Annotated in this window: 17 protein-coding genes; all 17 read right to left on the bottom strand. The window is 29.2% G+C overall.

What is annotated here, in order from left to right:
• Nucleotides 1-165 precede the first annotated feature (165 nt).
• Nucleotides 166-921, bottom strand: a complete 756-nt coding sequence (gene sigF / locus B3Z56_RS07980; protein WP_035134413.1) for an RNA polymerase sporulation sigma factor SigF — start codon at nucleotides 919-921, stop codon at nucleotides 166-168.
• Nucleotides 922-930: 9 nt separating this feature from the next.
• Nucleotides 931-1,362, bottom strand: coding sequence for an anti-sigma F factor (gene spoIIAB, locus B3Z56_RS07975; protein ID WP_035134411.1), 432 nt, complete (start codon nucleotides 1,360-1,362; stop codon nucleotides 931-933).
• Nucleotides 1,363-1,379: 17 nt separating this feature from the next.
• On the bottom strand, nucleotides 1,380-1,715 hold the full coding sequence (spoIIAA, locus tag B3Z56_RS07970) for an anti-sigma F factor antagonist (RefSeq protein WP_035134409.1): 336 nt from the start codon (nucleotides 1,713-1,715) through the stop codon (nucleotides 1,380-1,382).
• A 410-nt stretch (nucleotides 1,716-2,125) separates the two neighbouring features.
• Complete coding sequence (locus tag B3Z56_RS07965; RefSeq protein ID WP_346878554.1) at nucleotides 2,126-2,761, bottom strand: cyclodeaminase/cyclohydrolase family protein; 636 nt, start codon at nucleotides 2,759-2,761, stop codon at nucleotides 2,126-2,128.
• A gap of 17 nt (nucleotides 2,762-2,778) precedes the next feature.
• Nucleotides 2,779-4,035, bottom strand: a complete 1,257-nt coding sequence (hutI, locus tag B3Z56_RS07960; protein WP_346848629.1) for an imidazolonepropionase — start codon at nucleotides 4,033-4,035, stop codon at nucleotides 2,779-2,781.
• Nucleotides 4,036-4,057: 22 nt separating this feature from the next.
• Nucleotides 4,058-4,954: a glutamate formimidoyltransferase gene (gene ftcD / locus B3Z56_RS07955; protein WP_035134405.1), complete on the bottom strand. Its 897-nt coding sequence runs from the start codon at nucleotides 4,952-4,954 to the stop codon at nucleotides 4,058-4,060.
• Nucleotides 4,955-5,070: 116 nt separating this feature from the next.
• Nucleotides 5,071-6,594 (bottom strand): histidine ammonia-lyase, encoded by a 1,524-nt coding sequence (gene hutH / locus B3Z56_RS07950; RefSeq protein ID WP_346878553.1) that lies wholly within the window; start codon nucleotides 6,592-6,594, stop codon nucleotides 5,071-5,073.
• A gap of 236 nt (nucleotides 6,595-6,830) precedes the next feature.
• Nucleotides 6,831-7,967 carry a glycosyltransferase gene (locus B3Z56_RS07945; RefSeq protein WP_346848626.1) on the bottom strand — a complete coding sequence of 379 codons (1,137 nt, stop codon included), beginning with the start codon at nucleotides 7,965-7,967 and terminating at the stop codon, nucleotides 6,831-6,833.
• A gap of 142 nt (nucleotides 7,968-8,109) precedes the next feature.
• Complete coding sequence (locus B3Z56_RS07940) at nucleotides 8,110-8,994, bottom strand: DMT family transporter (RefSeq protein WP_346848625.1); 885 nt, start codon at nucleotides 8,992-8,994, stop codon at nucleotides 8,110-8,112.
• Nucleotides 8,995-9,116: 122 nt separating this feature from the next.
• Nucleotides 9,117-9,791, bottom strand: a complete 675-nt coding sequence (locus B3Z56_RS07935; RefSeq protein ID WP_414632888.1) for a sugar transferase — start codon at nucleotides 9,789-9,791, stop codon at nucleotides 9,117-9,119.
• A 218-nt stretch (nucleotides 9,792-10,009) separates the two neighbouring features.
• Complete coding sequence (locus B3Z56_RS07930) at nucleotides 10,010-11,179, bottom strand: DegT/DnrJ/EryC1/StrS aminotransferase family protein (RefSeq protein WP_346848624.1); 1,170 nt, start codon at nucleotides 11,177-11,179, stop codon at nucleotides 10,010-10,012.
• A 12-nt stretch (nucleotides 11,180-11,191) separates the two neighbouring features.
• Nucleotides 11,192-12,412: a glycosyltransferase family 4 protein gene (locus tag B3Z56_RS07925; protein WP_346848623.1), complete on the bottom strand. Its 1,221-nt coding sequence runs from the start codon at nucleotides 12,410-12,412 to the stop codon at nucleotides 11,192-11,194.
• Between the two features lie 22 nt (nucleotides 12,413-12,434).
• Entirely contained in the window at nucleotides 12,435-13,487 is a 1,053-nt protein-coding gene (wecB, locus tag B3Z56_RS07920) for a non-hydrolyzing UDP-N-acetylglucosamine 2-epimerase (protein WP_346848622.1), read from the bottom strand.
• Between the two features lie 20 nt (nucleotides 13,488-13,507).
• On the bottom strand, nucleotides 13,508-14,602 hold the full coding sequence (locus B3Z56_RS07915) for a glycosyltransferase (RefSeq protein WP_346848621.1): 1,095 nt from the start codon (nucleotides 14,600-14,602) through the stop codon (nucleotides 13,508-13,510).
• A 23-nt stretch (nucleotides 14,603-14,625) separates the two neighbouring features.
• Nucleotides 14,626-15,729: a glycosyltransferase family 1 protein gene (locus tag B3Z56_RS07910; RefSeq protein WP_346848620.1), complete on the bottom strand. Its 1,104-nt coding sequence runs from the start codon at nucleotides 15,727-15,729 to the stop codon at nucleotides 14,626-14,628.
• 75 nt (nucleotides 15,730-15,804) lie between these two features.
• Nucleotides 15,805-17,163, bottom strand: a complete 1,359-nt coding sequence (locus B3Z56_RS07905) for an O-antigen polymerase (protein ID WP_346848619.1) — start codon at nucleotides 17,161-17,163, stop codon at nucleotides 15,805-15,807.
• A 14-nt stretch (nucleotides 17,164-17,177) separates the two neighbouring features.
• The gene (locus B3Z56_RS07900; protein ID WP_346848618.1) at nucleotides 17,178-18,272 is read right to left on the bottom strand and encodes a leucine-rich repeat domain-containing protein; all 1,095 of its coding nucleotides are present in this window, start codon (nucleotides 18,270-18,272) and stop codon (nucleotides 17,178-17,180) included.

Genomic DNA, 18,272 nt, shown 5'->3' with positions numbered 1-18,272 from the left:
TACAAATTAAAAACTTATGATTTTTTTAACCTTAGAAGAAGCTAAGAACTCTGTTTACCCGATGACTATCAGCTCTAATACTCCCATCTTTTTCAAATTGGTAGTAAAGAGCTGCTACGTCCCTGGATAACGATTTCTAACCTTCGAAGAAGCTAAGAACTCTGTTTACCCAGATAGCCTATCTCTCATAATTTTTAGAACTTTTTTTTCAATTCTAGAAACTTGTACTTGACTTATGCCCATCATCTTAGCTACTTGAATTTGAGTTTTATCTTTAAAATATCTAAGTATTATAATTTGCCTTGATTTAACATCCAATTTATTTAAGGCTTCCTTCAATGCTAGCTTATCAATTACCTCATTATCTTCTTCATAATCCTCACTAAGCTTATCTATAAGTAATACTGGAGCTCCGTCATCTTGATGAATAGTGTCATATAAGTATTGCATGCTACTAGCAGATTCTAGTGCAGTGATTATATCTTCTTTATCTACTTTTGAATAATCTGATAATTCTTCAATGGTGGGTTCTCTTCCGAGTTCTTTGGTTAATGCATCCTTATCATAGTGTAACTTTCTAGCCGTATTTTTAATGCTTCTACTTACCTTTATCATTCCATCATCTCTTAAAAATCTTTTTATTTCTCCTATAATCATTGGAACAGCATATGTAGAAAATTTTACATTAAAGTTCTCATCAAAGTTATTTATAGCTTTCACTAGGCCTATGCATCCTATTTGAAATATATCATCGTACTCATAGCCTCTATTTAAAAACTTTTTGCTTATAGAAGAAACTAAAGGTAAATTCATTTCTGTTAAATATTCTAAAGCTTCATTATCTCCTTCTTTAGCCCGTTTTATAAGTTCCTTATTATCGTCATAATTATAGTTATTATTTCTATGAATTTTCTCACTCATATTTTTCACCTATCTTACAGTGTTGAAAGCTTTTTTCATTGTTACAGTTGTTCCCTCACCCTTTACAGATTCTACTATTAGGCTATCCATAAAAGTTTCCATAACTGTGAAGCCCATTCCTGATCTCTCTAGGTCAGGTCTAGATGTATATAGAGGTTGCATTGCCATATCTACATTATCTATTCCCGCACCATTATCTATTACTTTTACTGTAAACTCATTCTCAATAATTGTAGCCTCTAATTTTACAAAGTTACCTTCACTTTCATTGCCATAGCCATGAATAATTGCATTGGTAACTGCTTCTGATACTGCAGTTTTTATATCACTAAGCTCGTCTAATGTAGGATCTAACTGCGCAGCAAAAGCTGCTATTACAACTCTTGCAAAGCTTTCATTTTTAGATAAACTACTAAATTCAACTTTGATTTTATTTTCCATATCATTAATTCCTCCCACTAAATGTTCCTTAGTGCTTCTTCAACATTTTCATACATTGAAATTATTTTAAACATACCTGAAAGTTCAAATATTCTCTTAACTGTAGGTGTAACATTTGTTAAGCACACCTTGCCACCCCTTAAGGACATCTTCTTATATCTTCCTATTACTGCTCCAATTCCTGAACTATCCATAAAATTCACACCAGAAAAATTGAAAATTAAAGCCTTATATCCATCTTTATCTAAAATATCATCAATCCTAGTTCTAACTTCTTCTGCACTGTGATGATCAAGTTCTCCTTGAAGTGTAACTACGATTTTGTCATCTAATGGTTCAAACCTAAGTAACATACGCTTCCCTCCAACCTATATTATATTCATAAATTTTTACATTTAGAACATACACTAATTATACACTATATTGTTAATCCGTTACAGTTTTTTCCAAAATTTATTTGAGAAATTTAATACAAAAATATTTACTTGTCAACATATTTTTACATTCATCGCCTTCATTATTTTACATTTAAGCATAATTTTCATATTTGCACAAATAATATTGATTTAAAACTTAGCAACTTAGCGTAATAAAAATTAGTGGTATCGCTTCTCTGTATCTTATTAATTTAAAAATTATTTAGTGAGTTCTTCATATTTATAACTATATTTATAAATATAATCTTATTAAAAAAGAGAATGCACTCAATGGATATTCTTCCCTGAGACATTCTCTTTTATATAGTGTTTGTAATTATCTTAAGCTACATATGTTGATTTACAATAGCTAATATCTCTTTTTGCTTTTTCATACCATCTTCACTTAATTTTTTTAATTTACTTCTAATTTCCTCTGTATAAGCTTCATCCTTTATAGAAGAAAGATTTATTTTTACATTTAAAATTGCTCCTTCTATAGCACTTTGAGCCAATAATGCTGCTACACCACCATCAGAAATAGCGTTTTTATTACCATATTTAACGCATACAAGAATTCCTTCATAAATTTCATAGGATCTTCTTGCTACTTTTAATGGTACTTGTGTTGCTGCCTTATACCCTAATTGTATTTTACTACTTCTAGCAGCTTTTTCTTCATCAGTATCCTTAGGCATTTTAAATGCAGCCATAAGTTCATTGAAAGCTTCTGTATCTTCATTCATAAGGTCTAAGAATTCATCCTTTTCTCTTCCTGATACTTCTAAATATTTATTTACTAATGCTTTTTCTTCCTCATTTAATGCTTCATAAGCTTTTTTGCCTACAGTTAAGTTAAAAACCATTGATGATAATGCACTAGATAATGATGCACAAAGAGCTGCTACACTTCCACCACCTGGAGCTGGTGAATTTGAACCTAATTCTCCAATAAACTCTCTCACAGTTTTTGTATCTAACATAAATATTCCTCCTGTAATTACTTATTTTTTTCTCTATCTACAACTATCTTACCATTTTTTATTACCTTGTCTATAGAATTTATTCCAAAGTGATAAACTAGATAATTTAAGTTTTTGCTATTAAATATAGCTATATCGGCCTTTTTACCTTTTTCTATAGAACCTACAGATTTTTCTCTATTAATAGCACAAGCTGCATTTATAGTCATAGCATTGATTATCTCATTAGGAAGCATTCTCATTCCGAAACATGCAAAGGTCATAACATTTTGCATGGATTCAGTAGGAGATGTTCCTGGGTTACAATCTGTAGCAAGTGCAACGGCCACGTTATTATCGATCATATCTCTTGCTCTTGCAAACTTACCAAGCATTAAATAGAAAGCTGTAGATGGTAATAATACCGCTACCACATCATTTTCACTTAAAGCCTTTATTCCTTCATCCGAAGCTGCTATTAAATGCTCTGCTGAAATACATTTCAACTCTCCTGCAAGCTCTGCTCCCTTAACAGATTCAACTTCATCACCATGAAGCTTGAGTTTCATTCCATATTCTCTACCCTTTTCAAGGATTTTTCTACATTCCTCAGTAGTGAATACTCCTTCTTCACAGAAGCAATCTATAAATTCTGCTAAATTTTCTTTTGCTATACCTGGTATCATTTCTTCCATTATAAGTTTTATAAAACCTTCTCTATCACCTTTATATTCCTTAGGAATAGCATGGGCTCCCATAAAAGTAGATACCACATCTATTGGATGAGTCTTATCTAATCTTTTATTTACTTCTAATATTTTTTTCTCGGTCTCTAAGTCTAAACCATAGCCTGATTTACTCTCTACAGTAGTTGTACCGTGATTTAACATTATATTAAGTCTACTTTTAGCTTCTGCTACTAATTCATCTAGAGATGCTTTTCTAGTGTTTTCTACGGTACTTAATATTCCTCCACCCATATTTAGGATTTCAATATATCCTACCTTATTTAATTTTAGAGGTAATTCATTTTCACGACTTCCACTATAAACTAAATGAGTATGGGGATCTACAAGTCCCGGTGTAACTGTTTTGCCTTTACCACTAATAATTATGGTATCTTCATCTATATAGGATTTATATTCCTCATCTTTTCCTACAGCAGATATTATATCGTCTTCTATAAATACAAAACCATTTTCTATGATATTGGCATCATTCATTTCCTTGCCTTTTTTTCTATGGCTACCTTCACAGGTAACCAAGCAATCAATATTCCTAATTAATATAGACATGTCTTTCAACTCCTAAGCTATTTTATTCGCTTATTCTTCTTTCTAGTATTTGATCCATGGAGAAATTCTCTATTTGAAGATAGTACTCAGCACTATTGATTAAAGCAGCCATTGGTACAAGTCCTATAACTTCACTACCAACTACTGGTACTCCATAGCGTTTTGCTTCCATCTTAACCATTTCAAAAGCTCTGTATACTGCTGTTTTTTCATAGTTTACTAAGTTCATAGATACTTGTGCTATATTTCTATCTTCAAGCATTACTCCCATAGCCTTTGCAAATCTTAATCCACCACCTAAATGTCTAACTGTCTTAGCAATAGTATCTGCTATTTGTAAATTGTCTGTTCCTAAATTTACATTGAAGGCTACTAAAGGTTGTCTTGCAGCAATAGCAACGCATCCACCCTTAACATTAACTTCTTTTGGACCATAGTCTGGTGCCCATTTATCTTCTTTTATTTTTTCAAAGAAGCCTTCATATTGACCTTTTCTTACCGTTGCTAAATTTTCTCTATGTGAAGCTGTAGCAGCTTTTTCATATAAATATACTGGAATATTAAATCTTTCTGCAATTACTTTACCAACTCTATTAGCTATTTCTACGCACTCTTCCATGGTAATTCCATCGATAGGTACAAATGGAACTACATCTAGAGCACCCATTCTTGGATGAGCTCCTGTATGAGCACTCATATCTATATTTTCATAAACCTTTTCTGCCATATTTATTATCGCTTTCTCTAGAGCTTCTGGTTCTCCTACCACAGTAACAACAGATCTATTATGGTCTGCATCACTAGAATAGTCTAGTAACTTTACTCCCTCTACTCCTCTAAATACATTTACTATAGCTTCAATTTTTTCCTTGTCTCTACCTTCACTAAAGTTAGGTATACATTCTACTATTCTTGCCATAATTAACTCCTCCTATTTATTTGTAGTTGATACCAATACCTGTATTTATAGATATTGGTATCACTTTTTATTTTTAAATTATAATATACTAATTCTTTAAAGTCTTTAGGGTTGCATTAATAATTAACCTTAACTACTTCTTCAACTTTATTAGCTAGTTCTCCACTACGAAGAAGATCTGTAACCTTATCTATCTCTTTATACATAACTACATCATTTTCTATAAAGTTAACTACGTTTCTAACTGATTCATAGGCAACCTTAGTTCCTTTACCTAAAGTATAATCCTCTCTAAAATCGATAGCTTGACATGCAGCTAAAATTTCAGTAGCTACGACTCTCTCTGCATTTCTTATTATATCCCTTGCCTTTCTAGCTGCTATTGTACCCATGCTAACATGATCTTCTTGGTTTGCAGAAGAAGGTATTGAATCAACACTAGCAGGATGAGCAAGGATTTTATTTTCAGAAACTAAAGCTGCTGCTGCATATTGAGTTATCATAAATCCAGAATTTAGGCCACCATGTTTAACAAGAAAAGCTGGAAGATCATTTAATTGATAGTTAATTAATCTTTCAAGTCTTCTTTCAGATACATTGGCAATTTCACTCATAGCTATACCTAAGAAGTCAAAAGTTAATGCCATAGGTTGACCATGGAAGTTTCCTCCTGAAATAACGTCTCCTTCCTCTGTTACTATTGGATTATCTGTTACTGAATTAATCTCTATTTCTACTTTATGTTTTGCATAATTTAATGCATCCTTAGAAGCTCCATGAATTTGTGGTATACATCTTAAAGTATATGCATCCTGTACTCTAATTTCCCCTTGAGATGTCACAAGAGAACTTCCATCTACTAAAGCTAATATGTTCTTTGCTGTTTCAATTTGCCCTTCATGAGGACGTATGTTATGAGTTCTTAAATCAAACGCATCTCTTATTCCTCTTAGTGCTTCTACTGTTAATGCAGCAGCTATATCGCCACTCTTAATTAAGTTTATTCCATCCCATAAAGCCAAAGCTCCAACAGCAGTCATAACTTGAGTACCGTTAATTAATGCAAGACCTTCTTTAGCTATTAATTGAACTACTTCTATACCAGCTTTATTCATAGCTTCTCTACCACTTATTATTTTACCCTGATACTCAGCTTCTCCTTCTCCTAACATTGGTAATACCATATGAGATAATGGTGCTAAATCACCGGATGCTCCTAAAGACCCTTTCTCTGGTATTACTGGATGAACTCCCTTATTTAGCATAGCCACCAAGGTTTGTAGTGTTGATAATCTTATTCCTGAATATCCTTTGGATAAAGCATTAGCTCTAAGCAAAATTATTGTTCTCACTATATCTGTATCAAGGCTGTTTCCAAAGCCACAAGCATGAGATATAATTAAATTTCTTTGAAGAGTTTTGCAATCTTCACCTGATATAGATACATCAGAAAATTTTCCAAACCCTGTAGTTATTCCGTAGACTATTCTATCTTCTTCAACAATTTTATCTACAATTCCTCTAGATTTTTCTACTCTTTTTATGGCTTCTTCACTAAGCTCAACTTGATAATTATTTCTAGCCACATTTACTATATCTTCAAGTCTTAAGTCATTTCCATTGATTATTACTTTATTCATTAATATCTCCCCTTTACAATATACTTTCCTATATAATTACTATTCTTTATAAAATCAAAATAACCTTTTAATTATTACGTCTGAATATTATGAATATTTTTAATGTATTATCATTTTAACTTACTAAAGAATTAGTTATTCTTTGTTCTATTAATTTAATAATGATTTAACAAAACAATAACTGTTGTATTATGATAATTAAATCATTATAATACAACAGTTATTATATCTTATGCTTATTTTATAGACTTTACTATATCATCATATTCTTTTTTTAATTTTTCTCCTACCACCTTTAAAGAAAAGTTGTCTTCCACATATCTTCGAATAGTTTCACTAGAAAATTGTGAATATTTACTTACCATCATATTTAATCCGTTATACAATGCATCCACATTTTCTTTTTCAACTAAAATACCATTTGTTTCATTTACAAATTCTTCAGGCCCACCACACTTAGTTGCAAGAACGGGTCTTCCATAGCTCATGCTCTCAATTAACACTGCCCCAAAAGTTTCTTTTATACTAGAAGATATTAAAAAGTTACTTTTTTTTATATAATAACCAACTTTTCCATTTGGGATTTTTCCAATAAAAGTACAATTATTCTGTATTCCAAAATTTTGAGCAAGATTTTCATAATTTTCTTTATATGTACCCTCACCTATAAATAAAACTTCAATTTTAAGATGTGTATTTTTAATGAATCGCTCCAATGCAGGAATTAGATATTTTATTCCTTTAACTTCATTAGATTCCATACTTCCAATAAAGAGTATAGTAACCTTATCCTTTATAGGATTATTTGCAACTCTATCTTTAGAAATATCTACTACATTTCCTATGACCTTCCCATTAAAAACATATCCTAAACATTCAAGTTCTTTTTTTAAAAATTCACTAACAGTTATAACTTTTTTTGCATTCTTATATACTTGTTTAAGAACTATATTATAAAATCTATCTGCAAATTCTCTTGTATTAGATCTATGCTCAGTTAGAATATAAGGTTTACTCGTATTTGTAAAACAATTCAAATAAGCTATGACTCCTGCTGGATAGCCAACATGAGCATGAATTAAATCGATACTATTATCTTTAATTATTTTTTTTAAATATCTAATTGCATTTTTGAAGCTATTAAACTTAGACAGTTTGCTATTTCTCATATAATCCGTATTAGCTCTATATATCTTAACTTTATCTTCTATGCTCAAACTTAGATTATTGGGTAAAATTTCCTCATCAAAAGGATAATATACTATTGGATTAATGCCAATACTTCTAAGAGCTTTAACCTGTTCTTTTATAAAAATACCTCCAACATAATCTTTTTTATTAGGATACCAGGCTGGTAATATTAATACATTCATATAAAACTCCTTTATTATATTTATCAATATACCTTACTATATCATTATAACTTATATATAAGATTAATTTCCATTTTTCATCACATATTATCAATATAAATAACTATCTTTAAGTGACATAATCCATTTCATAAAGTAAATTTTATTTTTTTACGGTATCTTTTGCCAATTTAACCATGATTACTATTATTATAAAACTTCCAATGATTATTTTAAATGATATGGGTTCTCCTAAAACAATAACCCCTAAAACTAAAGATACTATAGGTTCTAAAGCACTAAAAATAGCAGCATTTGTTGCTCCTATAAGTTTTACTCCTTTTAGAAATGCCATTAATGCAACAACGGTAGATATAAATGCAATCAATAATATGGATATAATTCCATAAAAATTTATAACACTATTAAAACTATCAGTTATAACTCCTATACATCCTCCAACTATTGCTGAAATTAAAGATATATAGAATGTTATAACAAAATTATTTAATCCTTTAATATTTTCATTTGATGCACCGATTACATAAATAGCATAACATAGAGCTGATGATAGAACTAATATTACTCCAACATTACTTACCTTTTGAACTTTTACATCTAGCATAATAAATATACCAATAATTGTTATAATCAAATATAAAAATTTTTTCGGATTGAATCTTTCTTTATTAAATAATACAGATAAAACCATAACCATTAACGGATACGTATGAAGTATCATACCAGCTATCCCTACATCAATATATTGGTACGATACAAATAATAAAATTGATGTCATTGAATATCCCACTACACCTAAAAATAATATAATTCTTATTTGACATCTATTTAATTTAAGTGAAATATTCCTACTCCTTATGTATAATAAAAGTATTATTGACGCAAAAGTAAACCTGAGTGCTAAAGTGCTTATAGGATTTGCTCCACCACTATATGCTAACTTAGCTAAAATTGGCATTAATCCAAAGGCTATAGATGCTACTGCAATATAAAAAATCCCCTTAATTTTATTGCTACTCTTGTCCATAATTTTTCCTCCCCTATGACTCATGATATTTAAACTTTTTTAAATACTCATGAAAGGAATATACCAAACTAATCCACTCTATATAACAGTCAATTTGTTTTATTAAATAATATTGCTGTTTACTAAAAAGCTCCTTCTCGTTTAAATACCTTAAAAATAGTAGTCAATAAAATCTTAATATCATACCATATAGAAAAGTTGCTTATATAAGTTAAATCATAATATATAGTTTTTCCTAATTCAATTTCTCCTCTTCCACTTACTTGTGCTAAACCTGTAATTCCAGGTAAAACTAATAATCTTTGATAATAGTTCTCCGGATAATATTTTACAACTTCCGGTATTTCAGGTCTTGGTCCAACCAAGCTCATATGACCAAATAAAACATTAAATAATTGTGGTATTTCATCAAGACTTGTGTTTCTCAGAAAACTACCTACTTTTGTTATTCTATTATCACTCTTACTCTGAAATACAAAGTTATCCATATTAGTTGGATCTATTTGCAATTCTCTCTTGCTTTCAGCTGATATCACCATAGTTCTAAATTTATATATGGTAAAATTTTTTCTATCTTTTCCTACTCTAACTTGCTTAAATAATACTGGCCCCTTACTATCTAGTTTTATTGCTATAGCAATAATTAAATATATGGGTGATAATAATAATATTCCTATAATCGATAGTATCATATCAAAAACTCTTTTTAAAAAAAATTGCATTTTTTTATTTTCTATTTTTTCTTTTTTATCTATTACTATATTGTTCTCCAAAATATTTCCTCCTTGTACGAACATAAGACTATTATATCATTTATTTTACAAAAAAAATATTTTTTAATTATTATGAATTTATTAATTTGTATTTATCATGCATGAATTAATATCATATATTTTTAATGCTAAAGCCTATATTTCATACAATTTAATTAATTGTTATATTTATATAAATCATAAAGTAAAAGACTTAATTCTACTTTAAAAGAACTAAGTCTTTAGCATAATATAGTAAGATATTATTTATGATTTTCTTTTATTATATTAGTAACTGCATTAATAACATCTTCAACATCATCATCATTCATCTTTGGATACAATGGTAATGAAAGTATAGTATCAAAGTAACTTTCAGCTACCGGGAAGTCACCTTCTTTATAGCCATAATTCTCTCTATAATAACTCATTAAATGTACAGGTATAAAATGAACACTAGTTCCAATATTAGCTTCTGCCATAAGCTCTATAAATTTATCCCTGTCTATTGTAAGCTTATCAAGGTCTAATCTTACTACATAAAGGTGCCATGAATGAGTAGTATACTCTGCCTCTGGTGGAAGTTTTATTCCATCAAGATGAGAAAATGCTTCTTCATATTTTTTCACTATTTCTTTTCTTCTATCTTGCATAAACTCTAACTTATTCATTTGAGTTTTAGCTAAAGCTGCTTGAATATCAAACATATTGTACTTATGCCCCGGATATTCTATATCATATCTCCATGACCCACCTTTGCCATATCTATTCCACGCAGCTTTACTCATCCCATGAGTTGATATAACTCTTGCTTTTTCAGCTATATCTTCTCTATTAGTTGTAAGCATTCCGCCTTCACCTGTACATATATTCTTAGTTGCATAGAAACTGAAAGATGCACAATCGCCTTTTTTCCCTATTAAATCACCTTTATAGTAAGTATCGATGGCATGTGCTGCATCCTCAGATACAAAAAGATTGTACTTCTCAGCAATAGCTCTTATTTTGTCCATATCACAAGCATGGCCTGTATAATGCACCGGAACTATCGCTTTAGTTTTATCTGTTATCTTCTCTTCTATTTTATTTGCATCAATGCAAAATGTATTCGGATCTACATCTACAAATACAGGTGTCGCACCTACGTGAATTATAGTATTAACAGTAGCTGCAAAAGTAATTGGAGTTGTTATAACTTCATCTCCCGGTTTAACTCCTCCTGCTATTAAAGCAATATGTAATGCAGCAGTAGCTGAATTCATAGCGATAGCATATTTTGCACCTGTATATTCTGCGAATCTCTTCTCAAATTCAATAGTTCTAGGACCCTTAGCTACCCATCCTGATTTTAATGTATCTACTACTTCATTTATGTCATCATCCTCAAGTAGTGGTACTGAATAAGGTAAAAAAGTTTCTCTTTTTCTAACCATATTAATGCCTCCTTACTTTAACTCTAGTAATATATTTTCTAACTTTCTCGCAATTGCTTCTCGAGAAAAGTTTCTTATAGCATATTCTCTCCCATTTTCCCCAAGTTTTTCTCTCAGTTCTTTATCTTTGTATAGTCTTAAAATGGCTTCTGCAATTTCCTTAGAATTTTCAGGTTCAACTACAATTCCAGCTTTAGCACTATTAATTAAATTTTCTGCCTCACCTTCAACAGCTAATACAATAGGTATTTCTGAAGCTAAGTTTTCAAACATCTTTGATGGTAGTGCACCTTTAAATATGTCTAATTTTTTTAGTGGTACTACAGTTGCATCCATTGAAGCTATAATCTTAGGCATATCTTTCTTATGCTGCATAGGTAAAAAAGTAACATTTTCAAGTTTCTTTTCTTTAACTCTATTCATAAGCATTGGCTTTTCTGGGCCTTCTCCTATAAATACAATTTGTATCTCTTTTTCTTCTTTTATAATTTCAGCTGCATCAACTAACACTTCAAGTCCTTGAGCAATTCCATGAATACCTGCATAAACAACTGCAAATTTATCTTCTATTCCTATACTTTCTCTAAACTCTTCAGATTTATTTTCCTTTTTAAAAAATTCTGTATCAACACCATTTGTTATAATATGAACTTTGTTCTTGTCAAATCCTCTAGAAACTATGTTATCAACAATGCCCTTGGTTTGCCCGGTAACTGCTGCCGCTTTTCTATAACAAAATTCTTCTAACCATGTAGATGCTTTAATCATAGCTTTATTATGTAGAACACCTAATTTTACTGCCGACTCTGGCCATAAATCAGATACATTAAATACAAATTTAGCCTTTTTCATCTTTGATAAAACATATCCTGACCATCCCAGAAATAATGGCGGTGATTCTGTTATTATCACATCTTGCTCTTCTATATGTTTTGCTCCACTAAATACACTACTCCAAGTAAATGATAAATAATTTCTAAGTCTCTTTACAAAATCCTTACTTTTAGTAGCATAAATTCCTGTTCGTACTATATCTATTCCATCAATAGTTTCTTTAACTATCTTCTTGCCCCTATATTCTTCAAATATTTCTCCTCTTGGATAGTTCGGCATAGCAGTCAATATCGTAACCTCATGACCAAATTTCTTTAATTGTTTGGCAAACTCAAAAATCCTATTCTGAGGAGCTCCTACTTCTGGAGGACAATACTGAGTTAAAAATAATATCTTCATTAGAATTCCCTCTTTACCAATCTTATTTTTCTATAATGATACAAATCTTTTCAGAAGATTTCCCATCTCCAAATATATCCATTTGTGGTTTGCTTGGTATAAAATTAACTATAGCATCTAGTATTTTATCTCTATCAGTTCCAACAATTCTATTCCAATCATTTTCTACAGTCTCTACCCATTCAGTTTCATCTCTCATTGTTATACATGGTTTCTTCATGAAGAAAGCTTCTTTTTGTACTCCGCCACTATCAGTTACCACCTTTATACAGTTGCTTTCTAACGCAAGCATATCTAGATATCCTATTGGGTCAATTACTATTATATTATCACCGAACTCTAAGTTATAATCACTCATATACTTTTTAGTTCTTGGATGTAATGGAAGAACTATGGTCTTATCACTAGCATTAAGAGCTTCTATTATATTTTTTAATCTTGAAATATCATTAGTATTTTCAGCCCTATGTATTGTAGTTAATATAAATTCTTTATTTTCTAAATTTAATCTTTCAATTATTGTACTGTTCTTCTTAGCGATCTCACCAAAATGAAGAACTGCATCAAACATTACATCTCCTACATTATATACATTCTCCACTATACCTTCATTTTTTAAGTTTCTAATAGCTGTTTCAGTAGGTGCAAACAATTTGGATGATAAATGGTCTGTAAGTATTCTATTCTGCTCTTCTGGCATAGCTTTATTAAAGCTCCTAAGTCCCGCTTCAACATGAACTACAGGAATTAACATTTTACTTGCAACTAATGCTCCAGCTAAAGTAGAGTTTGTATCACCATATACTAAAATCATATCTGGCTTTTCTTTTTCATATATTTCCTCTAACTTTGTCATCATCTCTCCAGTTTGCTTTCCATGTCCTCCAGACCCAACTGAAAGATTATAATTAGGATAAGGTATGTTTAACTCATCAAAAAATATCTTTGACATATTTTCATCATAATGTTGTCCTGTATGAACTAATATTTCTTCATGTTTTTCTCTTAACTTATTAGATACTGCCGCAGCTTTAATAAATTGAGGTCTAGCACCAATAACTGTTATTATCTTCATAATTTCTACTCCTTTTTAACTTACTTACGTTGACTAGTTAACAGTTGCTTATATATATCATCTACCTTATTGAAATTATCTTTAACATTGTAGTTATCAACAACAAACCGTCTTCCATATTTCCCCATAGAAACTCTTAGTTCTTTATCTATAATTAGCTTTTCTATGGCTTTCTCAAGGTCAATAACATTTTCTTTAGGAATTACAATACTACTTTTTTCAGGACATGTAGCCTCTGGTAACCCACCTACATTTGATACTATAGTTGGAGTACCACAAGCTTGAGCTTCTACAGCTGCTACTCCAAAACTTTCACTATCTAACGTTGAAGGAAATACTGCAATATCAAATCTATTAAATGACTGAACTACTTCTCCTTGGGTTATAAATCCTAAAAATTTAACTTTATTCTCTATATTTAATTCTTTACATAGATTATCTAAATATTCCTTTTGAGATCCTATTCCTCCTACTTCTAGGTAAATATTTTCATATTTTTTTGTTAGACTTCCAAAAGCTCTTACTAAATACTCAATTCCATATTTAGTTTCTAAGGCTTTAATTGTTCCAATTACTATACCTTCTCTATCATCATATTTATTATTATTAGGTTTAAATAAGTTAATATCTACACCAAATGGAGTTATTTCTATAGATTTATTAGTATATTTCTTGGTTTCCTCAGCCATAACTTTACTTGTAGATAGCAACACATCTGCTTTAGATAAATTTCGCTCAACAAATTTTCTACATAATATATTCTGTTTTGGAAAATCATAAACATCACTTCCCCAAACAGAAATAACGTAAGGATGAAAATTAGTAGCTCCAGCTAAAAACGCATAGCTAGTTGCATAGTGTGCATGCAATATATCTGGCTTTATTTCATTAACTAAAGCTCTAACCTTACCTGTATACGTAAGATATTGAAGCTTACTCATAAAGCTTCCATTTCTTACATTCTCTAATTGTATTTTTAGACTATGTACAGTAACTCCATCTATCTCACCATCATTTAATGAAATTACATGTATATCGTATCCCTTGGTCTTAAAAAATTGACACCACTTTTTTGTATGTATACTATTTGCATCGGATAAATAACAAATCTTCATTTTTATCTCCTTTGAACTAGTCCTTATTTACCAATAAGGCTTTCCATTACCGTTTTTGCTCTCATTTTCCATGTATTATTCTCATAGGCTACTTCTACTGCCTTTAACTTATCATTTTTCTCTTTTTCTGAGTTATTTGCAATATGATCTAACATATCTTCTATATCCTTATCTGTATAGTTTACAACATAACCAATATTATTTTCTTCTATAAATCTTCCTGCAGCAGTTCCTTTAATACCTAGTATAGGCTTTCTATAAGCTACATATGAAAATAACTTCATCGGCATAGCAAACTTTCTATACTCTGAACTTTCCACTACTAAAGAGAAGAAGTCTGCTTTCATCGCAATTTCATCTAACTCTTTACCACTTTTATGAATTACTTTAATTCTATCATTTAAATATTTTTCATAATCTTGCTTTCCTGCTTGCCATTCATTTTCTCTACAACAAATATCTAAAGCGAACTTTTCATTTTTATATATTGCCCTTACTATACCTTCTATATTATATAGTTCTTTATCTAAACCACCTACATAAAGTATCTTAATCTGATTACTTTTCTTATTTGAGCTAGTATCAACACTTAATTCATCACATCCTGATGGCAAATCATAAGTTGGTATATTTAAATCTATAGGAATATACTCCTTCATCATTATAGATGGTAAGTATAATGCATCTAGATATTTTTTATACTTTAGCAGATCATAATAATAAAACATATATGCTGGTATTCTTTTTATAAAAGGAACACTCTTCTTATACTGATCAAACCTCCAATAAATATCTCTATAGAATAACCCTATTTTAATATCACGCTTCTTACAGAAATTGAAGAAATCAAAGTCTAAAAATGGAAACATTGGAATATGATTTGCTTCAGTTAATAATGTAGGTTCTGTAGCACTTTCTGTGTATATAAAATCATATTTTTCTCCATTTTTAATTTTCTCTTTTAACTCTTTTACTTTTTTCTTTCTTTCTTCACCGTACCCCTTAACAACTTCTACTTCATATCCAGCAGATTTAAATCCTTCAATAAACTTCATCGGTCTAATATTAGATGCACTAGGATAACTTGTATTAATATAAAATGGATAATATATAATACATTTTTTCATTTTTTCACCTCTTTACAAAATTACAACATTAACAGGCTTTTGCTCTAATTTATTATTTTATCACATATAGTCTTATTAACTAGACTTACTTCTTCTATTTTTCAAATAAATACATATATATTTGCTTAAATAGTTAATAAAAATAAATAGTAACACTATAATTATTATATTTGCATTATATATAAAGTCAAAGAATCCACCTTGAGTAATACTTGCTAATTCACCAGTTAAAATTCCAAATAACGCAACATTTAGTGCAGTTTTACGTAGCTTCTTAGTAAATAAATAATATATTATCCCAAATAATATTGCCACATACACTATACTTAGGAGTACACCTATTGAACCAAAATTGGCATAAGCCTCTCCTATAAAAAGAGCATTCATAACACCAGCTGTTCCTTCAAATACACTTCTCGAACCATAGAATGCCATAATTAATTTAGCAGAACGTAAAGGCGTCAAGTCTGAACCTAATATTCTAAGCATCGTTCCTGAAAAACTTCTACCCATTAAAAATGGAAAGTGATTAGGGAAGAAATCAAAATGATACATAAGCGTTCCAGCTTGAGTAAATATCAACCTACTTATAGGTCCTGTATGAATAGAAAATTCAAGCACATATCCCATTACTTTATAGAACAAAATAATTAACCCACTTAAAAATCCTATAATTATATATAAGAAGTATCTTTTAATACCATCATTTAACATCACAAATACTATTACAAATGTAAACAAGTAAAATATAACTGGCGTTTTTGCAAAATTATATGTCTTAGTGAGTATAGAGCATATAGCTAAAGTAACAAATAATAATGCCCATTTTATTTTCCTAGTTTTATATGCGTAAACAAAAGATATATATGAAAATACAGGTATTAAAGAAAGAATAAGTATATTCTTTACATATTGATGTATTATAGTAATATTAGAAATATTTATTCTAGCTGTTTTAAAGTTAAATCCTTGTTCTGTAAATATCATTTTAAATAATGGTATATAACCAATCTTAATGAATAAAAGAATCATTAAAATTATAGAAAAGCTTGAAAATACTAGAACAATATAAAAAACTAATTTTTCATTATCTATATTAGTATCACACTTTAAATATTCACTATAACTATCTCTCACATCTACTTTTAATATTTTATATAATATAATTATAACTGAAGGAAATAATATAGCTGTTAAAAGTACATAGAAAAAAGTTCTTGGTATAGTATCATTATTTAAAATATAGTTAATAGTATAGTGCTGCTTATCTCCAAGAAACACCAAACTAGTACCAATATATGTTTGAAGTATGAATAAATAAAATGTATAAGATATTAAATTTAATTTTCTTATACTTAATGTTCCTGCTGCTTTTTTGAACAAATAAGTACTTATTGTCAATCCTAATGTAACTAATAATATTTTTAAAGTCATAAACTTTTCTTCCTTTACTTATTGTTGTATATATCATCCATAAAAAATTCTTTAGTCTTTGTATCTGCATTTTTAAATCTTGTTTTCATATCTAATAACGGTGTTCTATCTAATCTATCATCTACATATATTTCATTTAAACTCGGAAGTTTTACTAATAATTCAATATTTTCTATATTAGTATATCTTATATTGATTTTTTCCAAGTTATGTAGTCTATTTATATAACTCAAATCTGAAATATCATTGTAAGAAACTGTTAAACTTTGAAGATTTATGTTTTCTTCAACAAATCTTAAATTATCTAAATTATTATTAGATAGCTCTAGTATTTGTAAATATTCATTACTTTTAAGGCTATCTATTTCCTCTATACCATTTCCATTTGCTTTAAATTCATTAATATAAATTAAATTTTCAATTCCTTTTAAACTCATAATTGAATTATTTGAAATATCAAGATTTACTAACTGTGTTATTTTAGTTAAATCATCAAATTTATTTAATCTGTTATTAGCTATATTTAGAATTTTTAAGTTTTTTAAGTTAGTTAGTGTAGTTGCACTACTAATATTATTTCTAGCTATATCCAAGCATATTATACTATCTATTTTACCTAAAGGTTCAACATTACGTATACTATTGTAAGATAAATCCAGATCTAATAAATTATTAAGATTTGATAAAAAAGTTATATCTTCAATCTGATTAGAACTTAAATTTAATATTTTAAGATACGTTAATCCTTTTAATGGTTCTATATCTATTATTTTATTTTTGCTTAAGTTTAAATCAGTAAGTGAATGAAAATATTGGATTCCTTCAATGCTTTCAATTTTACTTTCACTTAAATCTAAAGTACCAATACCAACCAAATCACTCTCATAAATATTACCAATATACTTTTTAATTTCTCTTCTTATAGATTTTTCAAAATTATTATCTTTAAAAGTTATAATTTTATCATATTTATATTTTTCAGCATTCTGTTTCTTTGTAATACTAATTTTAACACATATTGATATGGTTAATAAAACTATTATTATTATAAATAATAATATTCCTGCTTTTTGCTTATTTTCTTTGATATAATCTAAATATTTTTTCAT

The organism is Clostridium sp. UBA7791 (assembly GCF_002480755.1).
Taxonomy (GTDB): domain Bacteria; phylum Bacillota; class Clostridia; order Clostridiales; family Clostridiaceae; genus Clostridium_J; species Clostridium_J sulfidigenes.
This window is presented reverse-complemented; position numbering and strand designations above follow the sequence as displayed.

Bases quoted from the DNA above. Each gene is read 5' to 3' on its own strand.
- wecB (WP_346848622.1), bottom strand. From the start codon at position 13,487: ATGAAGATAATAACAGTTATTGGTGCTAGACCTCAATTTATTAAAGCT.
- B3Z56_RS07940 (WP_346848625.1), bottom strand. From the start codon at position 8,994: ATGGACAAGAGTAGCAATAAAATTAAGGGGATTTTTTATATTGCAGTA.
- B3Z56_RS07900 (WP_346848618.1), bottom strand. From the start codon at position 18,272: ATGAAAAAATATTTAGATTATATCAAAGAAAATAAGCAAAAAGCAGGA.
- hutI (WP_346848629.1), bottom strand. From the start codon at position 4,035: ATGTCTATATTAATTAGGAATATTGATTGCTTGGTTACCTGTGAAGGT.
- B3Z56_RS07965 (WP_346878554.1), bottom strand. From the start codon at position 2,761: ATGTTAGATACAAAAACTGTGAGAGAGTTTATTGGAGAATTAGGTTCA.
- sigF (WP_035134413.1), bottom strand. From the start codon at position 921: ATGAGTGAGAAAATTCATAGAAATAATAACTATAATTATGACGATAAT.
- B3Z56_RS07905 (WP_346848619.1), bottom strand. From the start codon at position 17,163: ATGACTTTAAAAATATTATTAGTTACATTAGGATTGACAATAAGTACT.
- ftcD (WP_035134405.1), bottom strand. From the start codon at position 4,954: ATGGCAAGAATAGTAGAATGTATACCTAACTTTAGTGAAGGTAGAGAC.
- B3Z56_RS07910 (WP_346848620.1), bottom strand. From the start codon at position 15,729: ATGAAAAAATGTATTATATATTATCCATTTTATATTAATACAAGTTAT.
- hutH (WP_346878553.1), bottom strand. From the start codon at position 6,594: ATGAATAAAGTAATAATCAATGGAAATGACTTAAGACTTGAAGATATA.
- B3Z56_RS07915 (WP_346848621.1), bottom strand. From the start codon at position 14,602: ATGAAGATTTGTTATTTATCCGATGCAAATAGTATACATACAAAAAAG.
- spoIIAA (WP_035134409.1), bottom strand. From the start codon at position 1,715: ATGTTACTTAGGTTTGAACCATTAGATGACAAAATCGTAGTTACACTT.
- B3Z56_RS07935 (WP_414632888.1), bottom strand. From the start codon at position 9,791: ATGTTCGTACAAGGAGGAAATATTTTGGAGAACAATATAGTAATAGAT.
- B3Z56_RS07930 (WP_346848624.1), bottom strand. From the start codon at position 11,179: ATGGTTAGAAAAAGAGAAACTTTTTTACCTTATTCAGTACCACTACTT.
- B3Z56_RS07925 (WP_346848623.1), bottom strand. From the start codon at position 12,412: ATGAAGATATTATTTTTAACTCAGTATTGTCCTCCAGAAGTAGGAGCT.
- spoIIAB (WP_035134411.1), bottom strand. From the start codon at position 1,362: ATGGAAAATAAAATCAAAGTTGAATTTAGTAGTTTATCTAAAAATGAA.
- B3Z56_RS07945 (WP_346848626.1), bottom strand. From the start codon at position 7,967: ATGAATGTATTAATATTACCAGCCTGGTATCCTAATAAAAAAGATTAT.